The organism is Xanthomonas sp. NCPPB 3582, from assembly GCF_041475735.2.
In the GTDB taxonomy this organism is placed as follows: domain Bacteria; phylum Pseudomonadota; class Gammaproteobacteria; order Xanthomonadales; family Xanthomonadaceae; genus Xanthomonas; species Xanthomonas codiaei.
Genome location: NZ_CM192968.1, coordinates 859,287 through 871,198, shown reverse-complemented (window position 1 = coordinate 871,198; position 11,912 = coordinate 859,287). Strand labels below are relative to the sequence as shown.

Sequence of the window (11,912 nt, the reverse complement as noted above, 5' to 3'; positions counted from 1 at the left end):
CATGCGCGCGCTACGCCCGCTGGTGGTGGGCACCTGGTTGTTCAGCGCAACGCTGGCCGCGCAGGACCACACGCATCATGCGATGAACGCCGCTGCGCATGGCGAGCCTGCAGCAGCGCTGCAGACCGACGGCACGGCAGGCGCGCCGGCCGCACAAGACTCGCAGGCAGCGACGGCTGCTGCGCCGGCCTCCCCACAGGCAACCATGCCTGCGATGACGCCTGTGCATGGCCAGCATCCTGGTGGAACGCAGGCGGTACCGGAGACCTCGGGCATTCCCGCGAACGATGCTGCTGCGCCGTCGGCGGCGCCGCCAGCGACGGGGCCTGCACACCCCCGGCATCAGCACAGTCAGCCGATAGGCCAGAACGCTGTAGCGCCGATGGATCATTCGCAGATGTCGCATGCCGGCATGGACCATGGCGCCATGCATCACGCCGGGATGGACCACGGTGCGATGGAGGCGATGGGCCACGATTCCGCCGACCAGGCTGCTGCGAATCCGCAGGCGCTGGAGCACGGCGCGGCGACACAGGGGTCGATGAAGAGCGAGGTGCATCACGAGGTGACGGATCACCGCGCAACGCAGCCTGCTCCGATGACCCACCACATGATGCAGCACGGCTCGAGCGCGCATGACGGCATGCAGCATCATTCGATGGACCATCATGCACACGCCGCACCCACGCCTGCATCGCCGGTTGGCATGGTGCTGCCACGCGAACCGATTCCAGCACCGACCGCCGAAGAGATCGCCGCGGCCTTTGCGCCACTGCAGGCACACACGATGCACGGCGCAGGCATCAACCACTACGTCCTGCTCGATCGCCTGGAAGCGGTCGATACAGATCGCGGCACCGGCCAGGACTGGGAGGCGCGTGCCTGGATCGGCGGCGACATCGACCGCCTGTGGCTGCGCAGCGAGGGCGAGCGGGACAGCGGCCGCACCCGATCCGCGTCGCTGGAGGCCTTCTACGGCCACGCCATCTCGCCGTGGTGGGACCTGCTGGTCGGCGCACGCCAGGACCTTGCCCCGGGTGATCGCCGCAGCTGGGCCGCCGTCGGCCTGCAGGGCCTGGCGCCCTACAAGTTCGAAACCGAAGCCACGCTGTACCTGGGCAGCGCCGGCCGCGCCGCGCTGCGCCTGGAAGGCGAGTACGACATTCTGCTCACCAATCGGTTGATCCTGCAGCCGCGCGTGGAAGCGGACATCGCCCTCACCGACGATGATCGCCGTGGCATCTCCAGCGGTCTGGAACAGGTGGAAGCCGGCCTGCGACTGAGGTACGAGTTTACCCGCCGCTTCGCGCCTTACATCGGCTGGGTGCATACCCGCAGCTTCGGCGATGCCGCCAGACGCGCCGCGCTGGAAGGCGAGCGCCCACGCGAAGGCCAGTTCGTTGCCGGCATCCGTCTCTGGTTCTGACCCGCGATGCACGGCTGCGTCATCGCGGCGGCACCACGCTGCCTCACGCTCGTTTGTGCAGGCAGGCGTGAGCCGCAATCGTTCCAGCGAACTGGCAATCTGCCGTGCAACCGCATGTCCGGCACGCCGCACATCCACACACGCCATGGCCCAACACGCCATGGCGCACCGCAGACATGGCGCCCACCCGCACCCCGCTAAACTGCCCGTCCTGCGCGCATGGCCCGCGCACCCGTTCCACCTGAGGAGACCACCATGCCTTTGAGCGACCTGCAACAGGTACCCGGCGCCAGCGCCGCCCCCGCCGACACGCGTGGCTTCGTGTTCAACCACACCATGCTGCGCGTCAAGGACGCCCAGCGTTCGCTGGATTTCTACACCCGCGTGCTCGGCTTCCGCCTACTCGATGCCCGCCACTTCGCCGATGCAAAATTCAGCCTGTATTTTCTGGCCCTGGTGCCCGACACCACCGCCATTCCCGATCAGGACGACCAGCGGCGGCTGTGGATGGCCGGCATCCCCGGCGTGCTGGAGCTCACCCACAACCACGGCACCGAAACCCAGGACGGGCCGGTCTATCACGACGGCAACAGCGACCCGCGCGGCTTCGGTCATATCTGCGTCTCGGTGCCGGACATCCACGCCGCCTGCGCACGCTTCGACCGCCTGGAGGTGCCCTATCAGAAGCGCCTGGAAGATGGCCGCATGAAGCACCTGGCCTTTATCAAGGACCCGGACGGCTATTGGGTGGAGATCATTTCCAATACCCCGTTGGCGTAATCACGCAAGCCACACCCGCCAACCCTCACCGTGCAACGGGCAGGCAATTCAACCGCCGCAGCGCCGCGCTGAAAACCTCGCGCGGCCCTGCCAGGATGCCACCCGCCCGACTGGCGCCCCGGTTGCGCGATGCCTGGCGCGACGACTGGACACAACGCCGCGCTGGAGTAGACTTTCGCCGCCCTCCGCAATGGATGCACCCGAATGCTCGTCAGGAAGATTCCACTGATCCTTGCGCTAGCAACGATCGCCGCGTGCAAGCCGGCGCCACCGGATGCCGCGGCTTCAAAGGTGACTCCCCCCGCGGCCAGTACTGCCGCACGACCTTCAGACAAGGATGCCTCCCCCATGCAGGACGCGACCCAGGGTTCAACCCAACAGCTGCAGCCGCCCCGCCCGGACAGCGTGCTGTACTTCATCAGCAACGTCGATGGCGACGGCGCAACCTCCTACGAAGTCGCCAATGGCAGCTGGATCAATTACTGGTACGGCTTTCAATTCGAACTCGGCGGTACGCGTTATTACACCGGCTTCGCCTGGGAAACGCCCGAGCTTTATGGCGCCGAGCGCGAGAATCACTACCCCGCGCCAGGCACCAAGGTGACCTTGGCCCACGCCACCTTCGTGACCAGCGAACCGGGAAGCAAAACGCCCTGGAAGCTGCTTGGGGCAGAACCCTACATTGGCGAGTTCGGCGGTATGGAACAGGCCAACACGGTCGACACGACGCGTAAACCACAGACCTTCGTCACCGACGATAGTCGGTTGGTGCTGGCCGTGCCGACCTGGAGCCTGCAGTCGGGCGTACGGATCCTTTCCTACGACGCACTCGTGTTCAACCCGAAGGAAACCGAGGACGTCAACGACACGCATTGGACCTACATCGGCAATATCCCGGCCGGTGAAGACAATGGCGCCAGTTGTGGCGAGGACGCGCCCGGCAAGATCCCCTGCATCAAGAACACCAGCACGCTTGAGTTTGTTCCGCAGGCCGGCCTGCCCGCGTTGCGGGTAACGGTTTCGGCCAACCCGCCGACGAACGGGGGTGACGAAACCGTTGTATACCGTTACGATGCGGCCCAGAAATCGTATTTGCCGACCCCTTAATACAGAGCCAAAGGAATTGGTTCGGGCGGCGTACCGCTGCAGCCACGTGGCTGCAGCACTCAATCAAGGACCTTGAGCGATGCCGACGAATTACTCACGAGCCCAAGTGCTCGACATCATCGAACGCGAAGCGGCCGAGCGGAATATCCCGCGTGACGACTTCCTGCGTTTTGCCCACGTAGAGACTGGCGGCGCCTTCGACGAGTTGGCCAGCCGCGGAGCCGGTGGTGCAAAAGGGCTGTTTCAGTTCACGCCTCCGACCGCCGCACAATACGGTATCGCCGGACGCGAGTTGGATGCGGTGGCCAACACCGATGCAGCCGCGCGGCTGTATCTGGATAACCGGACGAGCCTGGTTGACCGGCACGCACGCGATGGCCGGCCCTACCTGTCGGGCAAACCTGCGCCTGATGGCCTGGACATGTATCTGGCGCATCAGCAGGGCGCCGGTGGTTACCGCTCTCTCCAGACCGCAATCGCCACGGGATCTTTTGGCCTCGAAAGCACGCGCGCCAACATCCTCAACAATGTGGGCGAAAAAGAATTGAAGTCCCTGACGGGTGTCGATTCGGCAACGTTCCGGCGCATGTCCGACAAGGACATGGCGCAGACGTTCGTGCAGTACTGGGATACGAAGATGGACCGTATCCGTATTCCTGAAAAAGGAATCGAGCCCGTCTCGGACAGACAGCAGTCAGGGTCGCAACCTGCGCCAACGCAGTCCGCACCTGCCCAGCCGGAAAAAGCCGCAGCACACGGCATCGCGCTCCACGCCGCCTACGACTTGACCCATCAGTACGATCACGTCAAATACGGTCTGGGCGCAAAAGATCCTGACCAAGGCAGAGTCGATTGTTCTGGCTGGGTGGTCGAGATGCAGAACGCGACCATGGACGAGATCAACAAGGGCGCCGGCAAAGCCATTTTCAGCAAGAACGAAAAGTTCAGCCCTGGTTTCGACAGTGCCTCCGAACTGCTGCGCAAGGCCGAACAGCGCTCGGGCGTGCTGATCGAAGGCAAAGATGTCACTGCCCAGAACCTCAAAGAAGGCATGATCATCGGCGAGGACAATGGCCCGCAGAGTTGGGACAAAGGACGCTACAAGGGTATCGACCATATCACCATGGTGGTACGCGATCCCAAGAATGGCGAGCTCAAGATCAGCCAGTCGCGCGGCGGTGAGGGGGTCGAGCTCAGCTCGCTGGATGCCTACCTTGAGCGCAAGCATGCCAGGGGCGTGAAGCTCTATGCCAGCGACCCGCTTTCCGAGGCGCGCGAGTTGCTGCAGGACCGCAGCCAGAGCAGGCAGCAGTCTCACGACGGCAACGCGCACAAGCCCGTGCATGCGCAGGCGACGGCGGAGACCCCCGGGGTGCTGCGCGAAAAAGCGCATGGCGCAGAGGTGCAGAAACTGCAGCAGACCTTGCAGCAGCTGGGCTACAAAGACGCCAATGGCAACGAACTCAAGGCCGACAGTGCCTATGGTCAGCGGACAGGTGAAGCGGTCAAGGCATTCCAGCGCGCGCACGGACTGCAGGATGACGGCGTAGTGGGCAGCGATACGCTCAAGGCCTTGAAGCAGGCCGAGAAGACGCCCCTGCTGTCGGAAAAGACCAATCCCGACAATCCGTTGTACAACCAGGCCGTGAGCAAGCTGGAACAGCTGGGTCCGACTGCATTCGCCAACCGTCGTGCACTTGAGAATGCAGCGGGTTCATTGGCGTTCGAAGCCAAGGTCGGCGGTCTGCAGCGCATCGATGCGGTGATGCAGAGCAAGGACGGCACCGGATTGTTCGCGGTACAGGGTCAGCCAAGCGACCCCGCGCACCAGCGGATCTATACGGACAAGGCATCGGCTGCAGAACGCCCGTTGGAGCAAAGCAGCAATGCCGTCCGGCAGGATGCGCAGTCGCAAACGCACACACAGGTCCAGGATCAGCAAGAGCAGCAACGCAGCCAGGCACGCAGCATCGCCTGATACATCTGCAGACCAGAACAGACGGGCACCGATCGATGGATCGATCGGTGCCCGTTTTGGTTCAAGAGCAGCTAGCAAAACGACTGCGCGGCCGCCAGGCGGGCGCGGTCGGTGCTCGGTGCGACATGTACCACGCGTACACTGCGGTTCCTCCGCGCCGTCCGCACCCACCTGACGAGCGCTCGCTACGTTTTGGTAGCCGCTCCAAGCATGCGCGAGGAGCGAGAGTTTTCAGTTCGCCACAGGGATCGGATGTCCGTCGTTGACCGTTCCGGCGCTCAATTGGAGGCCGCAACAGCCTCCCTGTCCGGGAACCATTGCGGCAAGCGCTCGGCGAATTTCGCTGCACACTCGTCGCTATAGGCTTGTGCGGCTTCTTTGACCAGCGCGTAGTCGTTCGCTTCCCACTCTTCCAGCGAGGCAGTGCGCGGTGTCGGCACGCAATCCAGCGAGACCGGGTTTGCCTTGCGCTTCAGAAAGCCACTGCGCTCGCCGCCGATCGTCGTTGCATAGCGCAGTTCGTAAGGCGACTTGGCGTCGGCCAGGCTCTGGTACACCAGCAGCCAATCTGAAATCAGCACATGCAGCGGAAACGGATCCACCGGAAGCGCTGTTGGATGCCCGGTAAAGTAGGTTTTCAGGTGTGCGTTGACTGCATCGCGCTGCAATTGATAACCAGGATTGCCCACGCCTTCCATCTTCTCGCCTTTCAACTGCCCCTTGTTGAAGGTCGACACAGCGATGCCGCGAGCGAACAAGCTGGTCGCGATCTGCAATCCCACGACCGCTCCGGTATGCCCGCGACGTACCACGCGCAGCATTTCATCGCCATTGGGCTGACCGTTGGAACCCACACGCATGACGGTATGCAACGGCAACCGTAACGCCCAATCTGCCGACGGTGCAATGACGGCGCCTGCATCGGCGTGCGCCTGTGAGGATGGCTGCCCTTCTGCTGCAGCAAGCGAAACCGTCCCCGCCTCGGCCGCCGCCGCATAGGCGGTTGCCGTGGAAAAATCTCCGCCCGCAAACGCAGGCACCACCGCAGTGGCCTCTGCGCTACGCGTCGGCGTGCAGAACGTGCTGGCGGCGCGCATCTGCGCTTCATGGAAGCCGATACCGTTGATCTGATGCACCACCGCATCCTTGCCGTACTGCTCCACCAGCTTGGCGATCAGTGCATCGAAAGGCGACTGCTGCGCACAGACCTTGGCGGCAGCGATGCGCGACCAGGCAAATTGCAGTGCGGGGTCCCAACCCATCGCATCCTCGCCCACGAAGCCGTGGTCGTAGTGATACGCATAGATGGCAGGATCGATCTCCTGCAGCGTCATTCCACCCTGGCCGGCATAGCCCGGTGGCACGTCCTGTGCAACAACAAGCCCGGGCAGTGCCAACAGCACCGCCGCGATATACGTCTTCATGTGTTCCCGTCCATATGGATGATGGCGATGCGCTGCATGTCCCCCATGCAGCGCATCGACGCGATGGTCATCAACTGCGCAGTGCCGTCATCTGCCGGGTAATGGCACACCACCCGGCAGATCGGCCTGCCGGGATAGTGTGCGCGAGGACATCGGCGATCGCAGTCGGGACGGACCCGACGCGTATGTGGGGACCTCCCTTGCCTGACCTCAAGAATCAGGCATGCAGGATCCCTCCGGCACCGGGCTGCCAGCAGCGCGGCGTGCGCAACGCAGCCAGGATGCGGACCAGTTCGCGATAACTGTCGGCCAGCTGGGCAAACAGACCGGCGTCGCTGCAGCGTGTGTCGGCCACCTCGGAATACGCACCGCGTCCCAGATCGATGAAGTAGTCCACGCTGAGGCGACGGCGCTGCGCGACACCGGGAAACAGGCCGGCGATCAGCAGACACCCGTCACCGACATCGCGCAGCAGGTCTGCACGCAGGCTGCCCACCTGCTCCTGCGCATGCAGCCAGGCCAGCGCCTGGGTGCGCGAGAGCAGATGCGCATCGCGCTGGAAGCGCAGCAACACGAAGACCAGATAGTGTTCGCGCGATTCGTCCAGCGGACGTGCAGTCCGCTCGCCTGCCTCGCGCACCAACGCCTGCCACAGCTCGGCCGGCGCCCCCTGTTTGAAAGACTCGTGCATACGTCCTCCTGCGTGGTGGTGACCCTCGCAGAAAGCGTATGCATAAGCTGGGCCAAACTGCTGGCAGCCTGTGGGCCGGTCTGCCAATGCGACGCAGTTCGCTGCCAGGCGGGTAGCGGTCTTTCGCCAAGACCCATGCACTGCGCGACGAAAATCCGGTGCACTTGCGCGGCACCCTTGGCGCGGTGCGGCGCCGTTGAGCCTGGACCTCGACGATGCCCCAAGCCAGGCAAGACACTCGCCACGCCTTGTTCGCTGGCTACGACACGCGCGCGCTCATAGGCATTGGCCGGCGGGATGCTCCCGCTGCCCGATCCGCTGGCATATCGGGCAATGCCCCCTGGCTCCACCGCCGCACGACGGTTCGGCGCCCGACCGCCGCATGCTTCGCCATGTGTGCGATCGCTCCCCGGCTGCGCTCTCGGGGCACCTTGCTACTCCACCGTCACCGACTTGGCCAGGTTACGCGGCTTGTCCACGTCGGTGCCGCGTGCCAGGGCGGTGTGGTAGGCCAGCAGCTGCACCGGGATGGTGTGGATCACCGGCGACAGCACGCCGGCATGGCGTGGCGTACGGATCACGTGCACGCCTTCGGACTCGCTGAAGTGGCTGTCCTGGTCGGCGAAGACGAACAATTCGCCGCCGCGCGCGCGCACTTCCTGCATGTTGGATTTGACCTTCTCCAGCAAGCGGTCGTTCGGTGCGATCACCACTACCGGCATGGCCGCATCCACCAGCGCCAGCGGGCCGTGCTTCAACTCGCCGGCTGGATACGCCTCGGCGTGGATGTAGGAGATTTCCTTGAGCTTGAGCGCGCCTTCCAGGGCGATCGGGTAATGCAGGCCACGCCCCAGGAACAAGGCGTTCTCCTTCGGCGAGAACCGCTCGGCCCAGGCCATGATCTGCGGCTCCAAATTCAAGGCGTGCTGCACGCTGCCGGGCAAAAAGCGCAGCTGTTCCAGATAGTCGGCTTCTTCTGCGTCGCTGACCCGCCCGTGCAACTTGCCCAGCACCACGGTCAGCTGGAACAGCACCGCCAGCTGCGTGGTGAAGGCCTTGGTCGAGGCCACGCCGATCTCGGCACCGGCACGCGTGTAGCACACCAGCTCGCTAGCGCGCGGGATGGCGCTCTCGGGCACGTTGCAGATCGATAGCGTGTGCAGATGCCCCAGCGATTTGGCGTACTTCAGCGCTTCCATCGTGTCCAGCGTTTCGCCGGACTGGGAGATCGTCACGATCAGGTGCTTGGGATTGGCATGGGCGGCGCGGTAACGGTATTCGCTGGCGATCTCCACGCTGCACGGCAGCCCGGCGATGGCTTCGATCCAGTAGCGCGCGGTCATGCCGGCGTAGTAACTGGTGCCGCAGGCCAGGATCTGCACGCCTTCGATGTCGCGCAACACCGCTTCTGCATTGGCACCGAACAGCGAGGCCGGGAAGCCCTTGGCATCGATCGCCGCCTCGATGGTATCGGCCAGCGCGCGCGGCTGTTCGTGGATTTCCTTCTGCATGAAGTGGCGGAACGGGCCCAGTTCCAGCGAGGCCAGCGACACGTCCGACAGATGCAGCGGGCGCTCGACCACTGCATTGTCGCCATCGAAGATGCGCACGCCATCGCGGCGCAGCTCGGCGGTATCGCCCTCTTCCAGGAAGATCACCTGGCGGGTGGCCTGCACGATGGCCGAGACATCGGAGGCGACGAAGGTCTCGCCCTCGCCCACGCCGATCAGCAATGGGCAGCCCATGCGCGCGCAGACGAAGCGTTCCGGCTCGGCCTGGCTCATCACCGCCAGCGCGTAGGCGCCGGTCAGTTCCTTGACCGTGCGCTGCAGCGCGCCGAGCAGATCGCCGGCGTCGGCCAGATGGTGATGGATCAGATGCGCGATGACTTCGGTATCGGTCTGCGACTCGAAGGCATAGCCGAGCGCGCGCAGTTTCTCGCGCTGTTCTTCGTGGTTTTCGATGATGCCGTTGTGCACCAGTGCGATGCCGGCACTGATGTGCGGGTGCGCATTGGCTTCGGTCACGCCGCCATGCGTGGCCCAGCGGGTATGGCCGATGCCCAGCGTGGCGCCGAAGCGTTCGGCCTGTGCGGCCTGGGCCATTTCAGCCACCCGCCCGGTACGACGCACCCGGCGCACCTGGTCGCCATCGAGCACCGCAATGCCGGAAGAGTCGTAGCCGCGATATTCCAGCCGCTTGAGTCCTTCGATCAGGACCGGGACCACGTCGCGCCCGGCGATCGCGCCGACAATGCCGCACATAGGGACAGCTCATTGGGAAAGAAGAGCGGCATTTTAGCGTGTCCGCTCTTGTCCACTGCATGACTGCGACCGGACAGCGTGTCCGCCCGGGTGTCCGCGGACACTGCGGACACTCCCAGCTTCGCCATAAATCCCATTCATTTCAGTTGCTTGCAAGTTGGCACGGCGCCTGCTTTGTCACCGTGACGCCACCGAGCACGCCCGCCATGATTCGTGACACCTCCGCCCAGGACCAGCTCATCCGCACGCCCGCTCACACCGCACCATGGCGTCGCTGGCTGTGGCCCGGCGTCGGTGCGGTGGCCGTGCTGGCCGGCATCGGCTGGGCGATCACTGCGTGGAGCGCCGGCAGCCGCTCGTTCGATGCCAGCCGGGTGCGCATTGCCACCGTCACCCAGGGTGACCTGGTCCGCGACATCGCCGCCGATGGCCGGGTGATCGCCGCCAACAGCCCGGTGCTGTACGCCATCTCCGCCGGCACGGTGACGCTGAGCGTGGTGGCCGGCGACGTGGTCAAGCAGGGCCAGGAGTTGGCGCGCGTCGACAGCCCGGAACTGCGCAGCAAGCTGGCACAGGAGCAGGCCACCCTGGCCGGCCTGGAAGCCGAATCCAGCCGCGCTGCCCTGGATGCCACCCTGGCGCGCGCCAACGCCAACAAGCTCACCGACCAGGCCAAGATCGACCGGCAGGCCGCCGCGCGCGACCTGGAGCGTTACCAGCGTGGCTTCGATGGTGGCGCGGTGCCGCAGGTGGAACTGGCCAAGGCCCAGGACACCTTGAAGAAGACCGATATCGACCTGCAGCACGCCCAGCGCGATGCGGCGTTGAAGAGCCAGGGCGCGGATCTGGATTCGCGCAACAAGCGCCTGCTGGCCGATCGCCAGCGCGCGGTGGTGGCCGAAGTGCAGCGCCAGGTGGACGCGCTCACGCTGCTGGCGCCCTTCGATGGCCAGGTCGGCCAGGTGCAGGCGGTGCAGCACACCCAGGTGGCCGCCAATGCCCCGATCCTGGGCGTGGTGGATCTGTCCAAGTTCGAGGTCGAGATCAAGGTGCCGGAAAGCTTCGCGCGCGATCTGGCGATCGGCATGCCGGCCCAGCTCACCAGCGGCAACGGCGAACCCTTCCCCGGCGCCATCTCGGCGGTATCGCCGGAGGTGGTCAACGGCGAAGTCACCGCACGCATCCGCTTCACCGACAAACAACCGCCCGGCCTGCGCCAGAGCCAGCGCATGAGCGCGCGCGTGCTGATGGACACCCGCCGCAACGTGCTCAAGGTCGAGCGCGGGCCCTTCGTCGAGCAGTCTGGCGGCAGCTATGCCTACGTGATGGACGGCAACACCGCCGCGCGCCGCCCGGTCAAGCTCGGTGTCAGCAGCCTCGGCGAAGTGCAGGTGCTGTCCGGCCTGCAGGCAGGCGACCGCGTGGTGGTGTCCGGCGCAGACAACTTTGGCGACGCACCGCGCGTCACCGTCCACTAATCCTGTTCACATCCCATTTTTCGCAAAGGAATCGGCAATGCTCAAGATGCAAGCGGTCTCCAAGGTGTTCCGCACCGAACAGGTGGAAACCCACGCGCTGCGGTCGCTGGACCTGCATGTGCGCGAAGGCGAGTTCGTCGCGGTGACCGGGCCGTCCGGCTCGGGCAAGACCACCTTCCTCAACATCGCCGGACTGCTGGAAACCTTCACCAGCGGGCAATACCTGCTCGATGGCGAAGACGTCAGCCATCTGTCCGACGATGCACGTTCGCGGCTGCGCAACCAGAAGATCGGCTTCATCTTCCAGGGCTTCAACCTGATCCCCGACCTCAACCTGTTCGACAACGTCGATGTGCCGCTGCGCTATCGCGGCATGCCGGCCGCCGAGCGCAAGCAGCGCATCGAAGAGGCGCTGACCAAGGTGGGGCTGGGGTCGCGCCTGCGCCATTACCCCACGGAACTGTCCGGCGGCCAGCAGCAGCGCGCGGCCATCGCACGCGCATTGGCCGGCAGCCCGCGCCTGCTGCTGGCCGACGAACCCACCGGCAACCTCGACTCGCAGATGGCGCGCGGGGTCATGGAGTTGCTGGAGGAGATCAACAGCCAGGGCACCACCATCGTCATGGTCACCCACGACCCGGAACTGGCCGCACGCGCGCAGCGCAACGTGCATATCGTCGATGGCCAGGCCACCGATCTGGAACGCAATCCCAGCCTGATGCGCGCGCCTAGCGCCGCTGCAAGCCTGGCCGACTGAGGAACCT

General features: G+C 65.0%; 9 protein-coding genes and 1 other RNA gene. 7 read left to right on the top strand and 3 right to left on the bottom strand.

From position 1 onward, the window contains the following. Window position 1: 1 nt before the first annotated feature. The 5 genes from ACCQ05_RS03720 to ACCQ05_RS03700 all read left to right on the top strand — a co-directional run bounded on the left by ACCQ05_RS03720 (window position 2) and on the right by ACCQ05_RS03700 (window position 5,492). Window positions 2-1,426 (top strand): copper resistance protein B, encoded by a 1,425-nt coding sequence (locus tag ACCQ05_RS03720; protein WP_372392967.1) that lies wholly within the window; start codon window positions 2-4, stop codon window positions 1,424-1,426. A gap of 255 nt (window positions 1,427-1,681) precedes the next feature. Beyond that, window positions 1,682-2,206, top strand: coding sequence for a lactoylglutathione lyase (gene gloA, locus ACCQ05_RS03715; protein ID WP_372392966.1), 525 nt, complete (start codon window positions 1,682-1,684; stop codon window positions 2,204-2,206). Between the two features lie 348 nt (window positions 2,207-2,554). Continuing rightward, on the top strand, window positions 2,555-3,313 hold the full coding sequence (locus tag ACCQ05_RS03710) for a hypothetical protein (RefSeq protein ID WP_372392965.1): 759 nt from the start codon (window positions 2,555-2,557) through the stop codon (window positions 3,311-3,313). Between the two features lie 106 nt (window positions 3,314-3,419). Further along, on the top strand, window positions 3,420-5,291 hold the full coding sequence (locus ACCQ05_RS03705) for an XVIPCD domain-containing protein (protein ID WP_372392964.1): 1,872 nt from the start codon (window positions 3,420-3,422) through the stop codon (window positions 5,289-5,291). 125 nt (window positions 5,292-5,416) lie between these two features. Further along, a non-coding RNA gene (locus ACCQ05_RS03700) (sX9 sRNA) lies at window positions 5,417-5,492 on the top strand. Window positions 5,493-5,569: 77 nt separating this feature from the next. On the opposite strand, the gene ACCQ05_RS03695 is transcribed toward ACCQ05_RS03700, so the two are convergent. The 3 genes from ACCQ05_RS03695 to glmS all read right to left on the bottom strand — a co-directional run bounded on the left by ACCQ05_RS03695 (window position 5,570) and on the right by glmS (window position 9,670). Continuing rightward, entirely contained in the window at window positions 5,570-6,715 is a 1,146-nt protein-coding gene (locus tag ACCQ05_RS03695) for a hypothetical protein (protein ID WP_372392963.1), read from the bottom strand. A gap of 217 nt (window positions 6,716-6,932) precedes the next feature. Beyond that, window positions 6,933-7,406: a hypothetical protein gene (locus tag ACCQ05_RS03690; RefSeq protein ID WP_228964661.1), complete on the bottom strand. Its 474-nt coding sequence runs from the start codon at window positions 7,404-7,406 to the stop codon at window positions 6,933-6,935. Window positions 7,407-7,840: 434 nt separating this feature from the next. Continuing rightward, window positions 7,841-9,670, bottom strand: coding sequence for a glutamine--fructose-6-phosphate transaminase (isomerizing) (gene glmS, locus ACCQ05_RS03685; RefSeq protein ID WP_372392962.1), 1,830 nt, complete (start codon window positions 9,668-9,670; stop codon window positions 7,841-7,843). Between the two features lie 206 nt (window positions 9,671-9,876). Here glmS and ACCQ05_RS03680 point away from each other — a divergent pair, with 206 nt between their 5' ends. Beyond that, on the top strand, window positions 9,877-11,148 hold the full coding sequence (locus ACCQ05_RS03680) for an efflux RND transporter periplasmic adaptor subunit (protein WP_372392961.1): 1,272 nt from the start codon (window positions 9,877-9,879) through the stop codon (window positions 11,146-11,148). Between the two features lie 37 nt (window positions 11,149-11,185). Then, window positions 11,186-11,905: an ABC transporter ATP-binding protein gene (locus ACCQ05_RS03675; protein WP_372360311.1), complete on the top strand. Its 720-nt coding sequence runs from the start codon at window positions 11,186-11,188 to the stop codon at window positions 11,903-11,905. Window positions 11,906-11,912: the final 7 nt, after the last annotated feature.

Coding starts and splice junctions, on each gene's coding strand:
- ACCQ05_RS03710 (WP_372392965.1), top strand. CDS start 2,555: ATGCAGGACGCGACCCAGGGTTCAACCCAACAGCTGCAGCCGCCCCGC.
- ACCQ05_RS03720 (WP_372392967.1), top strand. CDS start 2: ATGCGCGCGCTACGCCCGCTGGTGGTGGGCACCTGGTTGTTCAGCGCA.
- gloA (WP_372392966.1), top strand. CDS start 1,682: ATGCCTTTGAGCGACCTGCAACAGGTACCCGGCGCCAGCGCCGCCCCC.
- ACCQ05_RS03680 (WP_372392961.1), top strand. CDS start 9,877: ATGATTCGTGACACCTCCGCCCAGGACCAGCTCATCCGCACGCCCGCT.
- ACCQ05_RS03695 (WP_372392963.1), bottom strand. CDS start 6,715: ATGAAGACGTATATCGCGGCGGTGCTGTTGGCACTGCCCGGGCTTGTT.
- ACCQ05_RS03690 (WP_228964661.1), bottom strand. CDS start 7,406: ATGCACGAGTCTTTCAAACAGGGGGCGCCGGCCGAGCTGTGGCAGGCG.
- glmS (WP_372392962.1), bottom strand. CDS start 9,670: ATGTGCGGCATTGTCGGCGCGATCGCCGGGCGCGACGTGGTCCCGGTC.
- ACCQ05_RS03675 (WP_372360311.1), top strand. CDS start 11,186: ATGCTCAAGATGCAAGCGGTCTCCAAGGTGTTCCGCACCGAACAGGTG.